Here is a 22,848-nt window from a genome sequence, read left to right as displayed (position 1 = left end):
GTACAGCGGGAAAAGCCCTGTCCTTCCGCCGTTCCCCACGGCGGAAGGACAGGGCAGCGTGTGGCATCAGCCCGCGATCACCCCCAGGTGAGGCGCTGTCCGCCGGGGCCCACATGCAGCCGCATACGGTCGGCCGGCGGGCATCCGTCCGCCTGCCACCGGGCAAGGCACCCGGTGATCTCGTCCCACAGGCGGACCGCGCCGCTCTGCCGCACCATCCACCGCGCGCCGTCACGGAAGAGGACCGCCCACGCCCCGGCCTCCACGTCGATCACGACGTGTTCCGTCCGGCCGTCGCGTTCCAGCACGAGCCGCTGTGCGCGAGGCGCGGCGAACTGCGCGACGAACCGGGCCGTCCGCTCGCCGCTGCCCGTCGGACAGGGAGTCGGCCGACGGTGGTACAGGGCGCGCACCGCGGAGAGGTCGGCCGTACGCTTCCCGAATGTCAGCCGCCCGGCCCATCCTCCGCCGGACTCCGCCCGGGCGGCGCCCCCGGCCCCGATGCGCGCGGCGAGCACCACGGGCGTCGGGAAGTCGCGCCCCGGGTCGAACCGGATGACGGGCACCCGGCGCCGGTTCAGTTCCGTGATGACCAGGTCAGCGGTCGCGTCCTCGGACTCCGTGCAGACCAGCACCGGGCGTCCGTCCATGACACTCCCCCTCAGTCCTGCGTCGCGTCGTGGCCGGAGTCGGAGTCCTGCTTCCCGTCCTTGCTGACCTGCGTGGGCGGGTAGGTGTTCACGCTCGTTCCGTGCTTGCCGAGTTCAGCCGGCGTCATCTGTCCGCCCTCCCCAACCCACCGGCCGGTCTGCGTGGCCGGGTCGACGCCCGCGTACCGCCACGGTGATGAGGGGGAGCCGTTGCGCAGCGGAACCATACGGCGCAACCCCCACGGGGCCGGTGCGACGTCCTTCATACCTACGAGGTTCGTCTGCAAGTTTCCTCCTTGGTCACTTCATACGGTGGTGTCGCGCGAACTCCGCCCGACAGGAGCGGATGCATCAGTCGCGGGGGGATCGGTGACGTCCTCCGAGCACGCCCGCGAGCAGGGTGCGCGGCGGGGAATGCGCGGTGAGTGCGACGGGCTGTACGACGCGGTCGGCCGCTCGGTCCCGGTCGTGCGACTGGATACGCGTCATGTGGTCGAGTTCTGCGATGCACGGGCCGCACGCGTACACGTTGCCCGTCGTACCGGGCGTGGTCACGGACCCGACCCACAGCACGCGCACGCCTTCCCGTCGGCAGTACAGCCAACAGGCGCCGGTTACCCACTGGTTCCCGTCGTCCGTCCGCGCGACGAGCGGCCATGCGTCGCACCATGTACGCGCCATGGCCGGGGCGAAGGTCATGCCGTGCCCCCGTTCACCCGAGCGAGTTCCAGGAAGCCTCCTGCCTTCTCGATCTCGCGCGCCACCTCGTCGTACTCCTGCGGAACGGGCGAGACCATCGAGCGCCACGCCGTGAGCACCGCCCCGGCCTCGCCGCTCCTGACGCACTCGACGGCCTGTCTCAAACCGTCACGCCCCTGCGGCGGCAGCAGCCCCACGCGCTCCTCGATCACTCCCGTGATCTCCCACCCGAACGCCTCGGCGTGCTTCGCGCACTCCTCGCGAGGGCCCGTGATGTCCGTGTTGGGAGCACCGCACAGATAGACCACGCAGCGGAACCGCTCGGTCCTCGCGGCCTCGGCGGACACACCGGCCTCACCCAGCGCGACGCCCGCCGCCGCGTCCGCCAGTGACCGACGCAACCGCAGTGCGCCTTCGGTTCGGCGGGCCCCGGATCGTTCCGGCCCGCTCTGGATGCTGACCATGCGCCAATCGTGCTCGTCCAGTGACACACAGTGAAGTGACGAGGCGTAGGACCTGACGATGTGGCCGGACCCCGACCCGTACGCTCCGTAGGACTCAGGCGATCAAAGGCACGCCGATGAGTTCGCCGATGTTCCGTACGCGTGCGGTGGACACCTTCGCCAGACGCTTCCCGATGACACCGGGCAGCGCCTGGTGCCTGACCCACTCAGGAGCGTCGAGCCCTACCTCGATCAGCGTGTCTCCGGCCTGGTCGTGGAGACCGGCCGCGCACTGCGCGAGAGCGACATCGAGCCGGTAGCGGTTGCGGGCCACCTTCGACATGGACTTGGGAAGCTTCTTCATCTCCGGCTGACCGGCGAGTTTGAGTGCGCGCCCGTAGTCCTTCAGCGCGACGTGGATCCCGACGGCCTCGGTCTTCGCCGCCGTCGGGCCGAAACTGGTCCCGTACAGCTTCTCGTCCCGCCCCAGCCTCGCCGCCGCGGCGTGCGCCTGCGAGATGTAGTCGTCGGCCGCGCTCCTGTCCTCGCGCCTCGACGCCGCCACAGCCGCGGAGATCATCAGCCGCCCGTGCGCGAGCAGTTGCGGGCGGGATCCGCTGCTGAACGACGGCTCGATCGCCAGTGCCGCGCGCTCGGCCACGGCCACCGCCCGGGGCAGCTTGGCACCCCGCAGATGGATCCATGACAGCGTGGACTCGAGCAGCGCCGTCATCACAGGGTCGCCGACGTCCCCCGCGAGGTGTTTCGCCGACGTGAGCGCGCTCAGTGCGAGATCGCGCTGCCCGAGCCCGTTCGAGCACGACGCGGCCACGCGGTACGTGCTCGCCAGGATCGATGCCAGTCGCTCGCGCTCGCTGCCGGTGGCACTGGCGTACCTGGCCTGTCCTTCCATGAGGACCTTCGAGGCGAAGCTGCTCACCCTGGCCGTGTCGCTCGCCCAGTAGGAATCCCACGCGCGGTCGCGGGCTTCGCCCAATTCCTCGACGGTGCTCGGGTCGTCGATGCCCTCCCACTCGCCGAGGGCACTCTCGTGCACGGCATCGGACAGCTGGCGCAGCGCGGCACGGTCACCCCGGTCCATGCCCCGACGCGGCGCCTGCTGCCCCAGGATCACGGACACGTCCGTGTTCAGCGCATGGGCGAGCTTGAGCAAAGAGCCGACGGACAACTCCCCGCGGTCCTGCTCGGCTTTCTGCACCAGGGCGAGGGACAGCCCCGCCGCATCGGCGAGCCCCTGCTGTGTCAGATCGGAGCCTCGTAGGTGCTTGATGCGCTTACCGTTCGTCAGATCAGCCCAGCTGCTCACGATCACTCCAGTGCGTTTGCTCCGGCTGCTGCTATCCGATGGTAGGTCCAGACGCCCGGGGCGGAACGGAACAGCCACGGAATCCGAGCACACTCGGGCCGGCCCTCGCGGAGAACGCTTCCGTCTCACGGCCGGCCGTCAACTCCGTGCCGCCTCACACGCTCCCGTGGTCCGCCGACGCCGAGGGGCACCGGGCGGGTGGTCAGCCGGCCCGGGGGCGCGGCGGCGTCCACACGTAGGGCGTGGTGGTGGTCACCGCGTGAAAGCCCAGCCCGCGCAGGATCGGGGCGCTGTCGTCGGAGGCGTCCACCTGGAGGTACCGGACGCCCCGGGCCGCGGCGAGTTCCGCGCGGGCGGCGACCAGCGCGCGGTAGATGCCCCGGCCGCGCCACGCGGGCAGCGTCGAGCCTCCCCACAGGGAGGCGAACTCGGTACCCGGAAAGAAGACCAGCCAGGCGGCGCAGACCACTTCGCCGTCCGCCACCGCGACCAGGACGGCGATGTCTTCCGGGGCCGCCGCGGCGCGCCCGATCAGGTCGTCGCCGAGCCAGCCGAGGTCCTCGCCCCAGACGGCGGACTCCATGGCGGCGATGCGGCGCATGTCGGCGTCCGCGGTGACCCGGCGGACGGCGACGCCGTCCGGCAGGTCCGGGTGCCCGGCCGTCTCGCGGGCGAGGCCGATGACGACCGTCTCCCGCTCCTCGGGGACGAAGCCCGCGGCGCGCAGGCGGTCGGTGAGGTCGGCCGGTCCGTCGTGTCCGCGTGTCTTCCACTCCACCGCTTCGCCGCGCGCGGCGAAGCAGTCGCGCTGCCGGGCGATCAGCCCGTCGAGTTCGGCGCCGCGCAGCCCCGTGTCGCGTGGTGTGGCGACGAAGCCGCGGTGTCCGCCGACGATCCGCACCACCGGCCCGTCCCGCTCGTACCGTACTCCGGCCGGAGGGTTGGCGGGTGGTCTGCGCATCTGCTCGTCGTAGGCCGCGAGCAGGCCGTCGAGATCCGTCACGGCTCCGACCCTACGAGCACCCGCAACCGGTTTTCCCGGCCGTACGGGCTGCTGCGGACAGGGGCATGCGACCGTCGGCCGGACCGCCCGGGCCGGTTTGTCCACCTGGGAGGAGCCATCCGGCAGCACACGGCTCAGTAGACGTACAGCGTCGTGGTGTCGAGCACGGCACCGATCGGTTCGCCCACCGGCACCGGCTCCCCGAACTCGCCCTCGCGCACGGCCCGGTAGCAGTTCGTCGGCCGGGAAATGCTTGAGCCGGGTCCCCCGGTAGGAGGGACCGGTCACCTACACGTCGGGGCGCAGGAGGCTCCTCCCGTGCCACCCCCCGTAAACGGTGTCGACCTCGGTCATCACGCACCACCTGGGCATGAGCTGGGAGGCGATGGCGAGCACCATCTGTCCATGAGCGCTGGTCACCACGGCGTCGATGTAAATTTCTCCGTCGATCATTTCGCCCCTGAGGTCCGGGAACGCGGTGTCGGTCTCCTCGAACCGCCGCATCTCCTCGGACATCACAGGGCCCTCCATCCGCGCCGTCATGGTGCTCCCCCTCTCACGCCCACCGGACCGGAGCAGTGCCGCGAAGAGCGCCCGCACGGGAGGCACGTGGCTCGTCCGGCGAGCCCCGGCGCCGTCCTCGGGCCATGGCCGCGCGTACGGCGGCGGCCTTGCGGCGTACGTCCACAGCCTGTGCGTCGTCCTGTGCGCCGTCCCGTGCGCCGCCGGAGCCGTCGCGGCGCTCCCCGCCCCGGCACTCCCGGCACAGTCCGCCGGGCAGGGCCTCCGGCCGGCCCGGCGCGCCGCACACCGTGCACTCCACCAGCCGCAGGGTGCGGCTGCGCACCGGCGGGGGCGGCGGGAGCTTGTGCTCCAGCCGCCAGGCGGCCACGGCGCGGGGCGAGTGCACGCCCTCGCCGGGCAGCCCGGCCGTCAGCGCCTCGACCACCTGCCGCTCCCCGGCGCCCCGGGCGAACCACTGGGCCACCAGCGGCGCCAGCTCCTCGCAGTCGGCCGCCGACAGGCCCATGCGCGGATCCGCCTCCCCCAGTCGCGCCAGCGTCCCGTACGCCCGCGACCGCTCCTGTGCGCCGTCCGGCTCCGGGGCCGTGCCCGCCGGGGCGGTCCCCTCCTTCGGAGCAGCCTTCCCGGCGGTCTCCCGGACGGCCCCCGGTTCGGCGGATTCCGCCTCCGTGAGGAAGTCCGCCCACCAGGTGTCGGAGCGCGGGACACGCGAGAAATACGTCCGCGTCACCCACTGGCCGCACCCCGGCGGACGCTCCCGCACCCGCCTGAGATGCCCGGCCGCCGACATCTGCCGAAGTGCCGTGCCGACCGCCTGCTGGCCGTAGGGCAGCCGCGCGGCCAGGGCCTTGATGGAGATGTCGGCGCCCTCGGGCAGCCGGTCGATGTACGCGGCGACGGCCGCGGCCCGGGGCCTCAGCTCCGCGAAGTCACCTTTGCGACCCGGCCGTTGCCCGGGGACGTGCCGCTTTCCGTAGCCGGAAACGGCCATCGGATGCTCGCCGGAGGACGCGGAAAAGCTACAGTGGTTCCCAGCCATGGGATCGGTTTCCCTAAGTCTTGTCGATCTCGTTGGTCAGGCCCCCGGGGGTGTTGCGAGCACCTGTCGGGGGCCGTTGCTTGTGCGGGACGCGACACTGCATCGCCACGCCGAAGCGTGGCGCTCCGGTCACCAAAAGTCAACTCGCCTGTTCACGGCCTCACTCACAGAGGGAGGGCGGGTGGGTCTGCGACCCACCCGTTCCAATGAGAGAGCGCTCGGATCCCGCGTCCCGGAACCCGAGATCCGGTAGGAGTAGGGGCATGACCTCCACCAGTGACGAGCCCGCCGGGCTGCCGTTCCCGATGCCGCAGGCCGAGTATCTGGCCACCCTGCCCAAGGCCACCGTCTACGCCTGCGTGTACCTCACCGACACCCGCGGGCGGCCGGTGCAGCTGCGTTCGGTGTACGGCAGGCGGCTGTGGCAGATCCCGGGCGGCAACATGGACCCGGGCGAGGACCCGTTCCAGGCGGCGGTGCGGGAGACGTACGAGGAGACCGGGCTGCGGATCAAGGGCCCTCGCCCGCTGCTGCTGGTGCACTACCTCCGCTCCGACCCGGCCGAGGCACCGCTGGCGAAGGTCGGCTTCTGCTTCGACGGCGGCACGCTGAGCGACGAGGAGATCGCCTCCATCCGGCTGGATCCGGAGGAGCACGACCGCTGGGCGGTGGAGGAGTGGCACGTCTGGGAGCGGCTGATGACGCCCGAGGGCTACCGGCGGCTGGCCGCCCTCGCCGAGGCCCGCCGCACCGGCCGCGCGGCCCTGCTGCTGAGCGAGCCGATCCTCGGCGGGCCGGCGTGACGGGCGCGGACGGGCCTGTGTGACGGCGGTGGCCGCCGGTCGTCAGTCGAACCAGCGGTCGCGGGCCAGTTCGGCGACCCGGGAGGGGTCCTCCAGCAGGGCGGCGGCCTCGAAGCGGCGCGGCCACTGGCCGGCCGCCCAGGCCAGGCCGGCCGCGACGCCCTCGACGGTGGCGGCGTGGAGGGTGCCGTCGGGGGTGAGCCGCCAGTCCAGTTCCACGCCGGCGAGGACGAGTTCGTCGTGCTCGACGTAGGTGGCCGGGGCGCCGGGCAGCAGGACGCGTACCGCGTCGGGCACCTCGCGCACCTCCCCCGCCGCGGCCTCGGGGGCGGGCAGGTCCGCGCCGACGGTCTCGCTCAGGCGGCGTACGTCGAGGACGGCGGCCAGTGAGGCGGCCAGGGCCGGGCGTACCGGCAGCAGCGGGCGTCCGGTGGCCAGGGGCAGCAGGTCGGGGGCGTCGGCGACGAGCGCGTCGGCGGCGTCCACCAGGTGGACCTCTCCGTCGGCCACGGCGCGCAGTTCGTCCGGCAGGGTGACCTCGTCCGGGTCCAGCTCGGCCAGCAGGGTGTACAGGCCGTGGAGTTGGGCGGGGGTGACGGGCAGGCCGGGGTCGGCGAGGCGGCCCAGGAGTTCGGAGGCGCCGCCGGGTTCGTCCAGCAGGGCGGCGGCGGAGGTGCGGATGCCCAGGGCGCGCAGCACCTGCTCGTCCAGGCCCGAGGTGGCGGCGGGCGCCTCCTCGTACAGGCCGGCCAGCAGCGGGTCGCCGCCGGCCGCGCGCAGTCCGGCGGGGCGGCGTCCGTCCAGGACGGGGTGGCCGCGCAGCCACCAGGCGGTGTAGGGGCGGACGGTCTCGACCGTGCCGTCCGGCAGCAGGACGCGCACCGGGGTGGTGAGCGCGTCGCGCAGCGGGGGGCGGGAGAGCATCCGCAGGGCCTGCGGCCAGTGGTCGTCGTCGACGAGGTCCAGGTCGCGTACGGCGAGCAGTTCGGAGACCACCGGCGGGACGGGCGTCTCGGGCAGGGCGTCGAGGACGTCCTCGCACCACACGTCGACGGCGTCGGCCAGGCCGGCGTCGTCGGGCTCTGGGAAGTCGGTGTCGCGGGGCTCGAGTTCGTCCGGGTCCAGGACGACGTCGGTGGCGCGCACCAGGGCGAAGTCGGCGAGCACGCCGGCCGCGGCGAGGGTCTCCTCGCCCCACCGCTCTGCCAGTTCGGCGTCGCAGGCGGGCAGTTCGCCCTCGCGGACGACGCGCTCGAAGGCGCTGCCGGGGAAGACGAGTTCGGCGGCCGGGGCGAGTTCGCCGTCCTCGTCGGGGAGGGCGAGCGCGCCCAGCCAGGGCTCGTCGCCGGGTGAGAGGCGTGCGTCGCGGACGAGGGCGAGGACGGTGTCGGCCAGTTCCTCGGCGTCCAGGGGGCCGCCGTCCTCCTCCTGGTCGCCGTACCAGCTCTCCTCGGCCTCCAGCGAGGCGGCGACGGCCGCCCGCACCTGCGGGGTGGTGAGCACCGCGCGGGGTGTGGCGGGGGTGGCGCCCAGCTTCTCCAGCAGGGGGTGGGCGGCGTCGGGGTGGGCGACCTTCAGGCCGAGTCGGGTCAGCGAGCCGGCGCCCGTGGTGTCGGGCAGGGGCAGCAGTACCCGGCGCGGTCCGATGGTGGTGCGGCCGTCGGCGAGGGGGACGGGCAGGCCGGTGAGCCGGTCGGGGTCGGTGCCGGCGAGGGAGTCGTACAGCCTGCGCCACCAGGACGGTTCCCGTTCCACGCCGGCCAGCCGGTCGATCAGCTCGCCCAGCGGCACCCGGGGGACGCCGAGGGTGCGCAGCTCGGTGCGGCGTTCCAGTCCGGCGGGCAGCAGGGCGGGGAACAGCTCGGCCAGGACGGCGACCGTGCCGGCCCCGGCGCCCTCGGCGATCTCGGCGTCGGTGGGGCGCAGTGCGTGGGGCTCTCCGCTGTCGTCGTCGGTGGCGGCGCTCGCCAGGAAGGGGGTGTGCCGCAGGCGTTCCAGGACCAGGCGGCGCAGTTCGCCGTCGAGTTCGGCCCTGCCCAGGAGGCCGGGCACGAGGTCGAGGGTGCCGGTGGTGACCGGCCGCCAGTCGCGCAGCAGGGTGGCGTAGACGTCGGCGGCGCGCTCCAGCAGGAAGTCGGCCAGTGGTCCGGGGGCGATGTGGCGGCGGGTGGGGTCCAGCGGGAAGGAGGCGATGAGCAGGGCGGGCAGGCCGATCGGCTCGTCGGTGGGGGTGGGGGCGTGGACGACGGGCACGGTGCGGGCGGGGGCGGGGGCGCCGTCGGCGTCGACGGGTACGGCCCAGGTGACCGACCAGTACGGCCGGCGCCGCTCCTCGACGGGGCGGCCGGCGAGCAGGGCGGGGTCGGTGCGTCCGGCGTCGGCGGCCACGCGCCAGCGGGTGCCGCCCTCCGCCCTGGAGCCGTCGGCGCCGCTGTCCTCGACCACGACGTAGGCGCCGTCCTGGCGGCGGGTGAGCGTACGCACCCCGCCGTCGGTCTCGATGACGACCTCGGTCAGGCCGGGGAGGGTGAGCAGCAGGGCGTCGTCGACGGCGGTGAGCAGCCGGGCGGCCAGTTCCTCGGCGGCGCCGTCGCGCAGCGGCAGCACCACGGCCGTGTCGTAGCCCTGGGGGGCGGTGCCCTGGGCGGGCATCGGCAGGCGCAGCAGGGGGACGTGGCCCTCGCGGCGGCGCAGCTCGTCGGCGAGGCCGGGGTGGTGGGCGGCGGCCTCGGCGGCCATCTCGCGGGCCTCGGCCAGCGACCAGCGGGCGCCGCCGGTGCGGCAGACGATGGCGGGCTCGTCGCTGACGGCCAGGACGGCGGCGAAGCCGACGCCGAAGCGGCCGACGGGGCCCGCCTGGGGCCCGCCCGGTCCACCCGGCGCCTCCGGTGCGCCCGGTCCCTGAGGTCCCTGAGGCGTCTCGTCGTCGCGCTTGGCGGAGGCGCGCAGGGTGGACAGGGACTCCACGCCGGCCGCGTCCAGGGGCGCCCCGGTGTTGGCGGCCACCAGCACCTTGCCGCGCAGGGTGAGCCGCAGCCGTCCGGGGACGCCGGCGCGGGCGGCGGCGTCGGCGGCGTTCTGGGCCAGCTCGACCACCAGCCGGTCGCGGTACCCGCCGAGGGCCAGGTCCTCCTCGGCGTTGGCGTCCTCGCGGAAGCGCGCGGGGGACGCCGTCCAGGCGTCGAGTACGCCGCGCCGCAGCCGGGCGGTGTCGAAGGGATCCGCTCCGTCGTCCGCGCCCTGCACCAGCACCGTGCCGCTCACGTGTCCGTCTCCTCCGTCAGGTCCGCCGCGGGACGAGCCCGATTGCCTGTCCGCGGGCGACGGTACTGCGTCGGGCGTGCCCGGTGCGCGCCGGGCCGCCGCTCGCGCGGGTCGGCCGCCCGCCCGCGTCTGGAACGGGGTGCTTCGGGACATTGGGGTATACAGGGAGGAAAGGGAACCGCGTCTCGGTCCACGGTCCCGTCCGGCGGGAGCGTGACGGACAGGAGGACCCGATGGGTACGAGGGCCACGACCGCTGTACGGGCTTCCGGCGGAAGCCCGGTTTCCGGGGCGGGTGCGTGATGCGCAGCCGCTTCGAGCCCGACCGGCGCCTGACCGGGCGCATGGTGCTCACGATGTTCCTGCTCGGGCTGCTGTACGTGGGGTTCGTCGCCGCGCTGATCGCGCTGCTGGACTCCCTCGTGCTGGTCGTCGTCATCGCCGCCGTCCTGCTGGGCGCGCAGTTCTGGTTCTCCGACCGGATCGCCCTGTACGCCATGCGCGGCCGCCTGGTCACCCCGGAGGAGGAGCCGCGGCTGCACGGGGTGGTCGACCGGCTGTGCGCCACCGCGGACATGCCGAAGCCGCGGGTCGCCGTGTCCGGCATGGACCTGCCCAACGCGTTCGCCACCGGCCGCGACGCGGACCACGCCGTGGTCTGCGTGACCACCGGGCTGATGCGGCGCCTGGAGACCGAGGAGCTGGAGGGCGTCCTGGCCCACGAGCTGTCCCACGTCGCCCACCGCGACGTGGCGGTGATCACCATCGCCTCGTTCCTGGGGGTGCTGGCCGGGCTGGTCGTCCGCTTCGCCTTCTACTCCCAGCTGTTCGGCGGAGGCCGCCGGGACCAGAACACCGCCGCCGTGTTCGCGATGGTCATGCTGGTCTCCGCGGTCGTGTACGCCCTCAGCTTCCTGCTGATCCGGGCGCTGTCCCGCTACCGCGAGCTGGCCGCCGACCGCGCGGCGGCCATGCTCACCGGGAAACCCTCCGCCCTGGCCTCGGCGCTGACCAAGGTCAGCGGGGACATCGCCCGGATCCCCACCCGGGACCTGCGCACGGCCCAGGCGTTCAACGCGTTCTTCTTCACCCCCGCCCTCGGGGCCGGCAGCGCGGTGGCCGGGCTGTTCTCCACCCACCCCAGCCTGGAGAGCCGCCTGGAGGCGCTGGCGGAGATCTCCGAGCGGCTGGGCGGGGAGTGACCCCGAGCACCGGATCCGGGAAGGAGTCGCCGTGGGTCTGCTGGACGTCCTGTTCGGCCGGAGCAAGCCGGCCCGGCCCGACCTCGACCGCCTCTTCGCCCTGCCCTCGGCGGCGATCACCCTCCAGGCCGCCACGGGCCTGGCCCCCACCGGTGCGGGTTCGGTGTGCTTCGCGAGCGTCGAGGGCGGCGCCTTCACCCGGATCCGGCAGGAGGTGGAGGCCCTGCTGGGCGCGGGCTCCGGGCGCGACGGCGGGGCGGTGGAGTTCAGCGAGGACGGCTACGGGTACTCCTGGCTGCTGTCCCGTCGCGCCCCCGAGGAGCTGCCCTCCCTGGTCAACGACCTGCACGCGGTGAACGCAACCCTGCGGGACAGCGGCTTCGGCCCGCAGCTGCTGTGCTCACTGGTCGCCTTCCGCTCCCCCGACCGGCAGCCCCTCGCGCTGGTCTACCTCTACAAGCGCGGCACCTTCTACCCCTTCGCCCCGCTGCCCGGCCAGAAACGCGACAACCCGCTGGAACTCCAGGTCAGGGCGGCCCTCCAGGGCGACCTGAACATCGAGCCGGACCTGGGCCGCTGGTTCCCGCTCTGGGGCGCCCCGGGCCTGTGAGCCTGTGACGGCGGCCGGGCGGCGGCGGTGCGGCTCGACGCCCGTCGTCACCCCGAAGCACAGCGAGGTCAACGAGATAACGGCAGAGCAGATCCGCAAGAGGCTTGAGGCGGAACTCGGAGAGGGCCGGTGGCGATGAGCGCTTACCGCGTGACAGCACGCCGCGCCGGTGACTGGTGGGCTCTGGAGATCCCCGATCTGCCCGGCGTCTTCAGCCAGGCCAAACGGCTGGACAGGGCCGATGAAGCGGCTCGCGAGGCGATCGCGGCCATGCTGGACGTCGAGCCGGAAGAGGTCGAGGTCACCGTCGAGCCCGAACTCCCGGAGGAGGCTCGGCGGGTACTGGCGCAGGCAGAGGACGCCAGACGAGCCGCGCGGGACGCCGCGGACGCCGAGCGGGAGGCCATGCGTCGTGCCGCCGCGGTCCTGACCCGCGATCTGAGCCAGCGGGACGCCGGCCGGGTGATGGGGGTGTCGTTCCAGCGGGTGTCGCAGTTGCTCGGTTCGGCATCCGCGGCCCACCGGACGAGCCTGAGGGAGAAGCCCCGCACCGGACGCCGGGTCCAGCGCTGACCGGGCCCCGGCGGGGCCGGGACAACCGGCCTCGCGGCGGGCCGGAGCCCGCTACGCCTCCGCGCCGCCGTCCGCGTCCCCGTCCTCGCCGTTGGCCCGCACGCCTCCGCCCAGGGGCATCTCGTCCACCTTCGTCTCGTCGATCACCGGCGCCGGCGGGCGCGGCGTCTTCGGCATGACGGCCGCCTCGGAGTGGCCGCCGCAGCCGAAGGCGAGGGAGACCACGCGGCCGTCCGCCGGGGAGAACTCGTTGGCGCACACCCCGAAGGCCTGGCGCAGCGAGCCCGCCATCGGCACCAGGAAGCCGCAGCTCATACAGGAGGCGGGGGCCGCCTGCGCCGTGGGCGTCCGGGGACCGAACTCCTCCTCCCAGCGGTCGGCGGCCTCGTGCAGGCCCTGGCGGGACAGGACCCGGGGGCGGCCCATGCCGATCTCCTCGGCGACCGCCGCGATGCTGCCGCGCGCCGGGGCGCCGGGGAGTTCGCCGGGCTCGCTGGTGACGACGTCGGCGTCCTCGGCCTCGGCCGGGCCCTCGGCGCCGGCCTCCTCCCAGGCCGACTCCACGACCGCCGCGTGCGGGGAGGGCTCGCCACCGCCGGTGTAGCCGGGCTCCAGGCGCGGGTCGTCGGCCTCGGTGGGCAGCAGGTCGCCGGGACCGAGGTCGCCGGGGCGCAGGCGTTCGCTCCAGGGCACCCATTCGGGGGCGAGCAGCGCGTCGGGGCCGGGCAGCAGCACCGACTCGTCGACGGTCACCACCCGTGCCCGCGAGGCCCGCGCGACGGTGGCGGCCCAGCGCCAGCCGCGGTAGCCCGGCTCCAGGCACTCGAAATAGTGCGTGACGACGCGGTCCCCGTCGGCCACGGCACCCAGATGGTCGCCGATCCGGCCGGGGAAGGCGGCTTCCTGTGCCGCCTCCCGAGCCAGTTCAACCGCCTCGGCGCACAGGCGATCAGGGGTACGGCCTCGCATCGCAGCACTCACAAGAATCGATTCTCTCCTACGCCGTTTCGCGAGTGCGCCTACCGTACGCCCAGGTCAGACAGGTGAGGACGGAGCGGACCGGGGGACCGCTGCGACGTCCGGACCCAGGCTTTCACACCGGGCGGAGCGCACCATCCCCCCACGCTACCCCACGCGCGCACACCGCCGACCGTCGCACCTTCAACCAAACCTTCAGCCGAAGGAGCCGGGCTAGGCCGCGGGCGGTGGGGCACACTGACGACGTGGCTGCCTTGAGGACGTCCCAGCACGACGAGGGACGATTCCGACGCACGGCGCGGGCGATCGTCCGCGCCGTACACACGCCTCCCCGCGCGCTGGGCAGGCGCATCCGGAAGGCCACCCACGCCCAGGGCGCCGGCGAGTCCGGGCTGGGCAAACTCATCGAACTGCACGCGGTGAACTCCGCCGGCGACATGATGATCACCGTCGCCCTGGCGTCCACGATCTTCTTCTCCGTCCCCACCGGTGAGGCGCGCGGGCGCGTCGCCCTCTACCTGGCCGTCACCCTGGCCCCCTTCGCGCTGCTCGCGCCGGTCATCGGGCCGCTGCTGGACCGCATCCCGCACGGCCGCCGCGCCGCGATGGCCGGATCGATGCTGGGCCGGGCGCTGCTGGCGCTGAGCATGGCCGGGGCGGTGGCCACCGGCAGCCTGGAGCTGTATCCGGCGGCACTGGGGGTGCTGGTGGCCTCCAAGGCGTACGGGGTGGTGAGATCGGCGGTCGTGCCCCGGCTGCTGCCGCACCGGATCTCGCTGGTGAAGGCGAACTCGCGGGTGACGCTCGCCGGGCTGCTGGCCACCGGCGCGGCGGCCCCGGTCGGGGCCGCGCTGCACAGCCTGGGGCCGTCCTGGCCGCTGTACGGGGCGTTCACCGTCTTCGTCATCGGCACCTTCCTGTCCTTCTCGCTGCCCCACAAGGTGGACTCCGCCAAGGGCGAGCGGCGGGCCCTGCTGACCGCCTACGAGGCCGCGCACAGCCGGGACGGCGACGGCGGCACCGATACCGGCGGGGGCGCGGCCGGGGAGAGCGGGGCCGGGGCCGCCGCGGCCGGGAGCACCACGGGGAGGAGCGGCAACGGGAACGGAAACGGGAACGGCAAGCCCCGGCGGCCCGGTCTGCGCACCGTGGGCGCCTCCGTGTTCAACGCCCTGCTCGCCAATTCCTCCCTGCGCGCCCTGTCCGGCTTCCTCACCTTCTTCCTCGCCTTCATGCTGCGCGAGCACCCCCTGGCCGGCCTGGACCCCGTGGTCTCGCTGGGGGTGGTGGCCGTGGCGGCGGGCGGCGGCAACGCGCTGGGCACGGCGCTGGGCGCCTGGCTGCGCGACCGCGTCCCGGAGATGATCATCGCCTCGGTGCTGGCGCTGGCCCTGACCGCCACCGTGGTGGCGGCGGTGCTGTACGGCACGGTCACCGTGCCCGTCGTCGCGGCCGTCGCCGGACTGGCGCAGGCGCTGGGCAAGCTGTCGCTGGACGCGCTGATCCAGCGGGACGTGCCGGAGCTGGTGCGCACCTCCGCCTTCGCCCGCTCCGAGACGCTGATGCAGATGTCGTGGGTGGCCGGCGGCGCCGTCGGGATCGCGCTGCCGCTGATCGGGCCGGTCGGCATGGGGGTGGCCGGGGTGATCGTGGCGGTGGGCGCGCTCGCCACCGTCCGGCCCCTGCTGTCGGCCGCGCGGCACGGCACGCCCCACCCGCGCGTCGCCTGAGTGGAACCGCCGGGTAGCCTGCGTGCTATGACCCACACGATCTCCCGGGGCAAGGGCAGCCGCACCATCCGCACTGCCGTAGCCATCGGTGCGGCCACCCTCGGGCTCGTCGCCCTCTCCGCCTGCGAGAAGCCGACTCCCCGAGCGACCGTGACCGTCGGTTCCGACAGCGTCTCCACGGAAGCCGCCTGCTACGAGGACAACGGCAAGATCTCGCAGGACAAGGTGCTGTCCTGCGCCAAGGAGGACACCGACACCTCCATCACCGTCGGCCAGGGCGACCTGCTGCGCATCGGCGTGGACCCCGAGATCGCCGAGGAGGGCTGGGTGCTGTTCCTCAACGGCCAGCCCGCGGTGACGGACCGGATCACCAAGACCTACCGCAGCTTCTCCGGCGACGCCTTCTTCCAGAACGGCGGCGGCCAGCAGGGCGGCGAGCCGCAGTCGGTGCAGCTGAGCATCGTCGAGTACGACGGCAGCGACTACCGGGGCGTGTGGAACTACGAGCTCGAGCGCGAGAGCGAAGACTGAGCCCCGCAGCGCCCCGCCGTACCGCGCCGTCCCGCAGCACCGCCGCTCCCGCCGTGGAGGCCCCGCCGGCCCTGGTCGTCACGGCCGTACCAGCCGAGCGTGACGCGGTGGCGGTCGCCTGCGCCCCGGCCGGCATCGACGTGCGGGCCGTCGGCGCCGGACCCGCCGCCGCGGCGGCCCGTACCGCCGTGGCGCTGGAGCGCGGCGCGGCGCGGGGCCGCCCGTACGGTCTGGTGGTATCGGCGGGCATCGGCGGTGGCTTCGCCCCGCTGGCCCCGGTCGGCTCGGTGGCCGTCGCCTCCGAGATCGTCGCCGCGGACCTGGGCGCCGAGACCCCGGCCGGGCCCGAGCCCTTCGCCTCGGTGGCCGAGCTGGGCTTCGGCACCAGCGTCCACCTGCCGCCCGAGGCGCTGTCGCGGGCCGTCGCCGAGGCGGCCGGCGCGGCGCTGGGACCGGTGCTGACGGTCTCCACGGCCACCGGCACCGCCGAGCGGGCCGCGCTGCTGGCGCGCCGGCACCCGGGCGCGCTGGCCGAGGCGATGGAGGGCTTCGGGGTCGCGGAGGCCGCGGCGGCCTGCGGCGGGGTACCCGTACTGGAGGTCCGCGCCGTCTCCAACGCGGTGGGCCCGCGCGACCGCGCCGCCTGGCGGTTCGCGGAGGCGCTGGACGCCCTGACCGCGGCCTTCGGCAGGATCGTGCCCGTACTCGACGGTTGGAGGGACCTTGACCGGCGCCGGCAATGACGGAACTGACGGAACCGGCGGGACCGGGCGGCCGCTGCGGATCGCCTACTCCCCCTGCCCCAACGACACCTTCGTCTTCCACGCCTGGGCGCACGGCCTGGTGCCGGGCGCGCCGGAGCTGGACGTGACGTTCGCCGACATCGACGTCACCAACGGCATGGCCGAGCGCGGCGAGCTGGACGTGCTGAAGGTCTCCTACGCCGTTCTGCCGTGGGTGCTGGACGAGTACGCGCTGCTGCCGTGCGGCGGCGCGCTGGGGCGCGGCTGCGGCCCGCTGGTGCTCACCCGCGAGCCGGGCGCGGACGCGGACCTGAGCGGCGCGACGGTCGCGGTGCCCGGCGAGCGCTCCACGGCGTACCTGCTGTTCCGGCTGTGGGCGGCCGAGCGGGTGCCCGGCGGGGTCGGGAGGATCGCCGTGCTGCCCTTCCACGAGATCATGCCCGCCGTGCGCGACGGCCGGGTGGACGCCGGGCTGGTCATCCACGAGGCCCGCTTCACCTACCAGGACTACGGCCTGCACCGGCTCGCCGACATGGGCGAGTACTGGGAGGGCACCACCGGGCTGCCGATCCCGCTGGGCGCGATCATCGCCAGGCGCTCGCTGGGCGCGCCGGTGCTGCGGGCGCTCGCCGGGGCGGCCCGCACCTCGGTGCGGATGGCCTGGGACGACCCCGCGGCGTCACGGCCCTACGTGCTGGAGCACGCCCAGGAGATGGACCCCTCGGTCGCGGACCGGCACATCGGGCTGTACGTCAACGAGTTCACCGCCGGTCTCGGCGAGAGCGGCTACGCCGCGGTGCGCGGGCTGCTCACGCGCGCCGCGGCCGAGGAGCTGGTGCCGCCCCTGGGCCCCGGCGCGCTGGACTTCGTGTAGTCCGTGCGGCTCGTGCGGGCGGTGGCGCCCGGCCGGGCCCGTACGGGGCGCGGCCGGGCGCCCGCTCAGACGTCGAGCTGGTCGGCCACCACGCGGAGCATGCCGGCGATCTTGTGGCCGTGCTGGCGGTCGGGGTAGCGGCCCCGCTCGAGCTGCTGCGCGACCCCGTCCAGCAGGGTGGTGAGGTCCTGCACGATCGACGCCAGCTCGTCCGGCCTGCGGCGCTGGGCGGCGGCCACGGAGGGGGCCGGGTCCAGCAGGGTCACGGAGAGGGCCTGGTCGCCGCGCTGACCGGCGACGACTCCGAACTCGACGCGCTGACCGGGCCGCAGCGTGGTCACCCCGGACGGGAGCACCGACGAATGCACGAAGACGTCACCGCCGCCGTCGCGGGAGAGGAAGCCGAAACCCTTCTCACTGTTGAACCACTTGACCTTGCCGGTAGGCACGTCTGTCCTCGTCCTCGTAATTCGTCCGGATGCCCGGGCTACGACCTGTCGGGAAAACAACGACTTCTTGAAAGGCAACGGTTCCGCACAAGACCGCGGCGGGCCGTATGACCCGCCGTCACCAAGACTAATGATCCGCTCCCCGGTGACAAGACGCCCCGGGCCGCCTCCCCCGTGTCCCGCGCGTGTCTTCACACGGAACTACCCTGTCCTGGTGACCAGTGAAACGTCCCGCGCGGGAGATCTGCTCGTCCGCATCGGCGCCGTCGTCTTCGTCGTCGGCGCGGTGGCCACTCTCGCGACCATCACGCCCCTGTTCCTCGGCTCCGACCCGCTGCCCACGGCCGCGTACCTCGTCAGCATGCTGATGGGCGTCGGCTTCGCCATCGCCGGCGCCGGAATGCTGCGGTCGATCGCCGTGCAGCGCCGCGAGGCGCGCGAGGCGGCCCGCCGGTAGGCGGGCACGGCTCAGGGCCGCGGCCGGTTACGGCTCAGGCGGCCCGGGCCGCCGCGTACTCCTCCAGCCAGGCGGGGAAGGCCGTCAGATCCTCCAGCACCACGTCGGCCCCCGCCTCCCGCAGCTCCGCCGCGCCGCACGGGCCCGTCGGCACCGCCACCGACAGGGCCCCGGCCGCCCGCGCCCCGCGCACGTCGCCCAGGTGGTCACCGACGTAGACGCCGGCGCCGTGCTCGACCAGCGCCTGTGCCTTGGCCTCCGCCCACAGCCATCCGATCACCGCGTCCGGCTCGATGCCCAGGTGGTCGAGGTGGAGCCTGGCGCTGGGCTCGTGCTTGGCGGTGACCACGATCGCCGTGCCGCCCGCCCGCCGGACCGCCTCCACCGCCTCCCGGGCTCCGGGCATGGGCAGGGCCGGCTCGATGGCGTGGCTCACATACAGCTCGCGGTAGCGGGCAGCGGTCTCGTCGATCGCCTCCTTCGCGAACCAGTGCGCCAGCTCGACCTCCAGCGGCGGCCCGAGGCGGGTGACTGCCAGGTCGGCGTCGATGTGGACGCCGGTCTCGGCGGCGAGGGCCAGATAGGTCGCCCGGATGCCGGGGCGCGAGTCGATCAGCGTCATGTCCAGGTCGAAGCCGACCGTCACCGCACGAGATGCCATACCCCACATTGTGCACTCCGTGACATAGGTGGTTAGGCTCGCCTAACCTTGGCTGGCCGGTTCTGCGGCTTCCGTGACGCGGAGCCGGTCCTGTCCCGTCCTGTCCCCGCGCCCGTCCCTGTCCCCGTCCCCCGGCTCCCGTCCGCCCGCACACCGTCCGAGGTCGCAGATGCCCGCCGCCCCAGCACCCGCCGCGCCCGGCCGGCCGGTGGCCGGTCCGCGCCGCGCGCGGACGGCCCGCCGGCCGGTCGCGGTGGCCGCGGTCACGGCCGCCCTGGCCCTGGCCGTGCTGCTGAGCCTGGCCGTCGGCAGCCGCGCCATCTCGCCGGGCGAGGTGTACGAGGCGCTGGTGCACGGCGGCGACGGTCCGGCCGCCCAGGTGGTGCGGACCATGCGCGCCCCGCGCACCCTGCTGGCGGTCCTGGTCGGCGCCGCGCTCGGGCTGGCCGGCTGCGTGATGCAGGGCCTGACCCGCAACCCCATCGCCGAGCCCGGCATCCTCGGCGTCAGCCAGGGCGCGGCACTCGGTGTCGTCCTGGCCATCGCCTTCGCCGGGGTGCACACGCTCTCCGGATACGTCTGGTTCGCCTTCACCGGCGCGGGCGTCGCGGGGACGGCCGTCTACGCGATCGCCGCCCGGGGCCGCGAGGGGGCCACTCCGGTGCGCCTGGCACTGGCCGGGGCCGCCGTCAACGCGCTGCTGTACTCGGTGGTGGCGGGGGTGCTGACGACGCGGGCCGCGGCCCTGGACGAGTTCCGCTTCTGGCAGGTCGGCTCGGTCGCCGGACGCGATGCGGAGGTGATCGGGCAGGTGCTGCCATTCCTGGCGACGGGCGCGCTGCTGGTGATGGCCGTCGCGCGCGGCCTGGACGCCCTGGCCCTGGGCGAGGACATGGCCAGGGGCCTGGGGCAGAACACCGCGGCCGTACGGATCACCGGCGGCCTCGGTGCCACCGTCCTGACCGGCGCCGGGGTCGCCGCCGCCGGGCCCATCGCCTTCGTCGGCCTGGCCGTCCCCCATCTGGCCCGCGCTCTCGTCGGCTCCGACCACCGCTGGCTGCTGCCCGCGGCCGCGCTGCTGGGCCCGGTGGTGCTGCTGGTGGCGGACGTCGCCGGGCGGATCGTGGTGCCACCGGGCGAGGTGCCCGCGGGCGTGATGACGGCGCTGATCGGCGTGCCGTTCCTGGTGGCGCTGGTGCGCGGCCGGGCCGGGAAGGCGGTGGGGCCGTGACCGCGCCCGACGCCGTGGGCGAGACGCCCCGCGAGGCACCGCCCCGCGAGGCGCCCGTCAGACCCCCGGGGTACGGCCTGGTGCGCCGCGGGCGCGCCTCGTTCCTGCTCCACCGCCGCTCGGTCGCGGTCACGGCCGCGCTGGCCGCCGCGCTGGCCGCGGCCGTCGTCGCGGCCCTCTGCCTCGGCGAGACCACCACCGCGCCCACCGAGGTGGTGCGGGTGCTGCTGGGCCTGCCGTCCCCGGACGAACTGGTCGTGGGCACGCTGCGGCTGCCGCGCGTGGTCCTCGGGCTGATGGTGGGCGCCGCGCTCGGGGTGGCGGGCGGGCTGATCCAGACCGTCGCCCGCAACCCCCTGGCCAGCCCGGAGATCATCGGCGTCACCCACGGCGCCGCCGCCGTGACCGTCGGCGCGATGACCTTCGGCCTGACCTCGTACGCCCTGCTGCCCTACCTCTCCGTGGCGGGCGGGATGCTCGCCGCCGCGCTGGTCTACGTCTTCGCCTGGCGGCGCGGCCTGAGCGCGGCCCGCTTCGTCCTGATCGGCCTGGGCTTCTCCGTCGCGCTGCGCTCGCTCACCCAGCTGTTCATGACCAAGGGCGACTTCCTCGCCGCCCAGCAGGCCCAGGTGTGGCTGACCGGCTCGCTCAACGGGCGCGGCTGGGAACAAGCCGAACCCCTGGGCTGGGCACTGCTGGCCGTGCTGCCCGCCGTGCTGTGGTGTGCCCGCGCCCAGCGGCGGGCGGCTCTGGACGACGACACCGCCACCGCCCTGGGAGTACGGCTGGGCCGGGTCCGGCTGGGGCTGGCCGCCACCGGCGTCGTCCTGGCCTCGGTGGCCACCGGCGCGGCCGGGCCGGTGGACTTCGTGGCACTGCTCTCCCCGCAGATCGCCCGCCGCCTGACGCGTACCGCGCAGATCCCGCTGCTCGCCACGGCCCTGCTGGGCGCCTTCGTCGTCACCCTCGGCGACCTGCTGGCCCGCAGGCTCCTGGCGCCGGTGGAACTGCCGGTCGGAGTGCTGACGGCGGCGATCGGGGCTCCCTACCTCGTCTGGCTGATCGCCCGCGGCCGCACCGGAGGAAGACCATGACGGACACCACCTCGCCCGGCGGGACCACGGCGGCCGGCGGGCCGGACAGGCCGGCCGGGCCCGACGCTCCCGCGAGCCGGCTGTCGGCCCGCGGCCTGACCCTCGCCTACGACAGCCGCACGGTCGTCGACGGCCTCGACCTCGACGTGCCCGACGGCCGCGTCACCGTCGTCGTCGGCCCCAACGCGTGCGGCAAGTCCACCCTGCTGCGGGCCCTGGGCCGGCTGCTGCGGCCCCGGCACGGCGCGGTGCTGCTGGACGGCCGGGAGCTGGACCGCGTACCCACCCGAGCGGTGGCCCGCTCCCTCGGGCTGCTCCCCCAGGCGCCGGTCGCGCCCGAGGCGATCACCGTCGGCGACCTCGTCGCCCGGGGCCGCCAGCCCCACCAGCGCTGGTGGCAGCAGTGGTCGGAGGCCGACGAGCGGGCCGTCACCGACGCCATGGACAGCACCGGCGTCACCGGGCTGGCCGAACGCCCCGTGGACGAGCTGTCGGGCGGACAGCGGCAGCGCGTGTGGATCGCCATGGCGCTCGCCCAGGAGACCGAGCTGCTGCTGCTCGACGAGCCGACCACGTACCTCGACATCGCCCACCAGGTGGAGGTCCTCGACCTGGTGCGGCGGCTCAACCGGGAGCGGGGCCGCACGGTCGTGATGGTCCTGCACGACCTCAACCAGGCCGCCCGCTACGCCGACCACCTCGTCGCGATGCGCGGGGGCCGGATCGTCGCGCAGGGGCCGCCGGACCGGGCCGTCACCGCCGATCTGGTCCGCGAGGTCTTCGGCCTGGAGGCCGTGGTGGTGCCCGACCCGGTGACGGGCGGCCCACTCGTTGTTCCGGGCGCCCCCGGTGCCCCCGCTTCCGCCGCCGCTCCCGGCGCCCCCGCCACCGTCCCCGTCAGCATCCGAAAGGCTTACCCATGACCCTCGCCCGCCGCCGTACGGCCGCCGCCGGCGCCACCGCGCTGGCCTGTGTCCTCGTCCTGTCCGCCTGCGGCGGGGAGGGCAGCGCCGCCTCCGGGGAGACCCGGAAGGTGATGACCGCCCACGGGGAGGTGAAGGTCCCCGCCGAGCCCGAGCGCGTGGTCGTCCTCGACACCGCCGAGCTGGACTCGGCCATAACCCTGGGCGTCAAGCCCGTCGGCTCCACCCGCTCCGACGTGGCCTCCGGCTTCCTGAAGTACCTGCCGAAGGAGAAGGTCGAGGGCATCGAGAACGTCGGCAACATCGCCGCGCCCAACCTGGAGAAGATCGCGGCGCTCAAGCCGGACCTGATCCTGGGCAGCGACATCCGCGACAAGGACCGCTACGACGAGCTGTCGGAGATCGCCCCGACCGTCTTCACCGAGACCACCGGCGCGCCCTGGAAGCAGAACTTCCTGGTCCATGCCAACGCCCTCAACCGGCAGGACGAGGCGGAGAAGGTCATCGACGCCTACGAGGCGAAGACGGCCGAGGTCACCGAGGCGCTCGGCGGCCCGGAGAAGGCCCGGGAGCTGACGGTGAGCGTCGTCCGCTTCGTCGAGGGCGCCGACACCCGCGTCTACGGCAGGCAGAACTACATCGGCTCCATCCTCGCCGACATCGGCGTGAGCCGCCCGGCCATCGCCGACAAGGCCCCCGACGGCTTCTCGGTCGACGTCAGCCCCGAGAGGGTCGACCAGGGCGACGCGGACGTCGTCTTCTACACCTCCTACGGCGACCCGGCGAAGTCCGGCGAGGACAAGGCTGTCGGCGGCGCGCTGTGGAAGGGCATGGAGGCGGTGGAGAACGGCCGCGCCCACCGCGTGGACGACGAGACCTGGATCCAGGGCATCGGCTACACGGCCGCCGGCACGATCCTGGAGGAGATGAAGGAGCTGCTGCCCAAGGGCTCCGGCGCCTCCGAGGGCTGATCTCCGGCTCCGTCCACCGGCCGGGCGGGGCGGCGGCCGCCGACCGTGCGTCGGTGTGCCCGCCCGGCC

Annotated in this window: 24 protein-coding genes; 13 read left to right on the top strand and 11 right to left on the bottom strand. The window is 74.4% G+C overall.

Annotation, left to right across the window (positions count from 1 at the left end):
* Positions 1-77: 77 nt before the first annotated feature.
* The 7 genes from IQ279_RS27730 to IQ279_RS04090 form a co-directional block, all read right to left on the bottom strand.
* Positions 78-650 carry an MvdC/MvdD family ATP grasp protein gene (locus IQ279_RS27730; protein ID WP_241027559.1) on the bottom strand — a complete coding sequence of 191 codons (573 nt, stop codon included), beginning with the start codon at positions 648-650 and terminating at the stop codon, positions 78-80.
* Between the two features lie 11 nt (positions 651-661).
* A complete protein-coding gene (gene tgmA / locus IQ279_RS04115) occupies positions 662-937 on the bottom strand; it encodes a putative ATP-grasp-modified RiPP (RefSeq protein ID WP_241027558.1) in 276 nt (91 codons plus the stop codon).
* A 408-nt stretch (positions 938-1,345) separates the two neighbouring features.
* On the bottom strand, positions 1,346-1,813 hold the full coding sequence (locus tag IQ279_RS04110; protein ID WP_206346900.1) for a hypothetical protein: 468 nt from the start codon (positions 1,811-1,813) through the stop codon (positions 1,346-1,348).
* A gap of 94 nt (positions 1,814-1,907) precedes the next feature.
* Positions 1,908-3,119 carry a helix-turn-helix domain-containing protein gene (locus IQ279_RS04105; protein WP_206346899.1) on the bottom strand — a complete coding sequence of 404 codons (1,212 nt, stop codon included), beginning with the start codon at positions 3,117-3,119 and terminating at the stop codon, positions 1,908-1,910.
* 202 nt (positions 3,120-3,321) lie between these two features.
* The gene (locus tag IQ279_RS04100) at positions 3,322-4,122 is read right to left on the bottom strand and encodes a GNAT family N-acetyltransferase (protein ID WP_206346898.1); all 801 of its coding nucleotides are present in this window, start codon (positions 4,120-4,122) and stop codon (positions 3,322-3,324) included.
* A gap of 288 nt (positions 4,123-4,410) precedes the next feature.
* Positions 4,411-4,638, bottom strand: coding sequence for a PDDEXK family nuclease (locus IQ279_RS04095; protein ID WP_206346897.1), 228 nt, complete (start codon positions 4,636-4,638; stop codon positions 4,411-4,413).
* 40 nt (positions 4,639-4,678) lie between these two features.
* A complete protein-coding gene (locus IQ279_RS04090) occupies positions 4,679-5,638 on the bottom strand; it encodes a hypothetical protein (RefSeq protein WP_206346896.1) in 960 nt (319 codons plus the stop codon).
* 311 nt (positions 5,639-5,949) lie between these two features.
* On the opposite strand from IQ279_RS04090, the gene IQ279_RS04085 reads away from it, so the two are divergent.
* Positions 5,950-6,489: an NUDIX domain-containing protein gene (locus tag IQ279_RS04085; protein WP_241027557.1), complete on the top strand. Its 540-nt coding sequence runs from the start codon at positions 5,950-5,952 to the stop codon at positions 6,487-6,489.
* A 42-nt stretch (positions 6,490-6,531) separates the two neighbouring features.
* Here IQ279_RS04085 and IQ279_RS04080 read toward each other — a convergent pair whose 3' ends face one another.
* Positions 6,532-9,753 carry a sacsin N-terminal ATP-binding-like domain-containing protein gene (locus IQ279_RS04080; RefSeq protein ID WP_206346895.1) on the bottom strand — a complete coding sequence of 1,074 codons (3,222 nt, stop codon included), beginning with the start codon at positions 9,751-9,753 and terminating at the stop codon, positions 6,532-6,534.
* A 301-nt stretch (positions 9,754-10,054) separates the two neighbouring features.
* Here IQ279_RS04080 and htpX point away from each other — a divergent pair, with 301 nt between their 5' ends.
* From htpX to IQ279_RS04065, 3 genes are all read left to right on the top strand, one after another.
* Complete coding sequence (gene htpX, locus IQ279_RS04075) at positions 10,055-10,954, top strand: zinc metalloprotease HtpX (RefSeq protein ID WP_206346894.1); 900 nt, start codon at positions 10,055-10,057, stop codon at positions 10,952-10,954.
* A 31-nt stretch (positions 10,955-10,985) separates the two neighbouring features.
* Positions 10,986-11,564: a PspA-associated protein PspAB gene (pspAB, locus tag IQ279_RS04070; RefSeq protein WP_206346893.1), complete on the top strand. Its 579-nt coding sequence runs from the start codon at positions 10,986-10,988 to the stop codon at positions 11,562-11,564.
* Between the two features lie 150 nt (positions 11,565-11,714).
* A complete protein-coding gene (locus IQ279_RS04065) occupies positions 11,715-12,137 on the top strand; it encodes a type II toxin-antitoxin system HicB family antitoxin (RefSeq protein ID WP_206346892.1) in 423 nt (140 codons plus the stop codon).
* Positions 12,138-12,188: 51 nt separating this feature from the next.
* Here the strand turns inward: IQ279_RS04065 and IQ279_RS04060 are convergent, their stop codons facing one another.
* The gene (locus tag IQ279_RS04060; protein ID WP_206347182.1) at positions 12,189-13,106 is read right to left on the bottom strand and encodes a DUF3027 domain-containing protein; all 918 of its coding nucleotides are present in this window, start codon (positions 13,104-13,106) and stop codon (positions 12,189-12,191) included.
* Positions 13,107-13,369: 263 nt separating this feature from the next.
* Here IQ279_RS04060 and IQ279_RS04055 point away from each other — a divergent pair, with 263 nt between their 5' ends.
* Genes IQ279_RS04055 through IQ279_RS04040 form a run of 4 tightly spaced genes read left to right on the top strand, consistent with a single transcriptional unit; the run spans position 13,370 to position 16,993 of the window.
* Positions 13,370-14,845 carry an MFS transporter gene (locus IQ279_RS04055; protein ID WP_241027620.1) on the top strand — a complete coding sequence of 492 codons (1,476 nt, stop codon included), beginning with the start codon at positions 13,370-13,372 and terminating at the stop codon, positions 14,843-14,845.
* Between the two features lie 27 nt (positions 14,846-14,872).
* Complete coding sequence (locus IQ279_RS04050; RefSeq protein WP_206346890.1) at positions 14,873-15,376, top strand: DUF2771 domain-containing protein; 504 nt, start codon at positions 14,873-14,875, stop codon at positions 15,374-15,376.
* A gap of 53 nt (positions 15,377-15,429) precedes the next feature.
* On the top strand, positions 15,430-16,119 hold the full coding sequence (locus IQ279_RS04045) for a futalosine hydrolase (RefSeq protein WP_307792160.1): 690 nt from the start codon (positions 15,430-15,432) through the stop codon (positions 16,117-16,119).
* Entirely contained in the window at positions 16,100-16,993 is an 894-nt protein-coding gene (locus tag IQ279_RS04040; RefSeq protein WP_241027555.1) for a 1,4-dihydroxy-6-naphtoate synthase, read from the top strand. The genes IQ279_RS04045 and IQ279_RS04040 overlap by 20 nt, the downstream gene beginning before the upstream one ends.
* Before the next feature lie 65 nt (positions 16,994-17,058).
* Here the strand turns inward: IQ279_RS04040 and IQ279_RS04035 are convergent, their stop codons facing one another.
* On the bottom strand, positions 17,059-17,442 hold the full coding sequence (locus IQ279_RS04035) for a cold-shock protein (RefSeq protein WP_206346889.1): 384 nt from the start codon (positions 17,440-17,442) through the stop codon (positions 17,059-17,061).
* Positions 17,443-17,656: 214 nt separating this feature from the next.
* Between IQ279_RS04035 and IQ279_RS04030 the strand changes: the two genes are divergently transcribed.
* Entirely contained in the window at positions 17,657-17,899 is a 243-nt protein-coding gene (locus tag IQ279_RS04030) for a hypothetical protein (RefSeq protein WP_206346888.1), read from the top strand.
* 34 nt (positions 17,900-17,933) lie between these two features.
* Here the strand turns inward: IQ279_RS04030 and IQ279_RS04025 are convergent, their stop codons facing one another.
* On the bottom strand, positions 17,934-18,560 hold the full coding sequence (locus IQ279_RS04025) for an HAD family hydrolase (protein ID WP_206346887.1): 627 nt from the start codon (positions 18,558-18,560) through the stop codon (positions 17,934-17,936).
* A gap of 169 nt (positions 18,561-18,729) precedes the next feature.
* On the opposite strand from IQ279_RS04025, the gene IQ279_RS04020 reads away from it, so the two are divergent.
* From IQ279_RS04020 to IQ279_RS04005, 4 genes are read left to right on the top strand one after another with little or no spacing between them, the layout of a single operon-like run.
* On the top strand, positions 18,730-19,791 hold the full coding sequence (locus tag IQ279_RS04020; RefSeq protein WP_206346886.1) for a FecCD family ABC transporter permease: 1,062 nt from the start codon (positions 18,730-18,732) through the stop codon (positions 19,789-19,791).
* Positions 19,788-20,885 (top strand): FecCD family ABC transporter permease, encoded by a 1,098-nt coding sequence (locus tag IQ279_RS04015; protein WP_307792155.1) that lies wholly within the window; start codon positions 19,788-19,790, stop codon positions 20,883-20,885. The genes IQ279_RS04020 and IQ279_RS04015 overlap by 4 nt, the downstream gene beginning before the upstream one ends.
* The gene (locus IQ279_RS04010) at positions 20,882-21,808 is read left to right on the top strand and encodes an ABC transporter ATP-binding protein (RefSeq protein ID WP_206346885.1); all 927 of its coding nucleotides are present in this window, start codon (positions 20,882-20,884) and stop codon (positions 21,806-21,808) included. Before IQ279_RS04015 ends, IQ279_RS04010 begins: the two co-directional genes overlap by 4 nt.
* Positions 21,805-22,779, top strand: coding sequence for an ABC transporter substrate-binding protein (locus IQ279_RS04005; RefSeq protein ID WP_206346884.1), 975 nt, complete (start codon positions 21,805-21,807; stop codon positions 22,777-22,779). Before IQ279_RS04010 ends, IQ279_RS04005 begins: the two co-directional genes overlap by 4 nt.
* Positions 22,780-22,848 lie beyond the last annotated feature (69 nt).

The organism is Streptomyces verrucosisporus, from assembly GCF_017114865.1.
Taxonomy (GTDB): Bacteria; Actinomycetota; Actinomycetes; order Streptomycetales; family Streptomycetaceae; genus Streptomyces; species Streptomyces fenghuangensis.
This window is presented reverse-complemented; position numbering and strand designations above follow the sequence as displayed.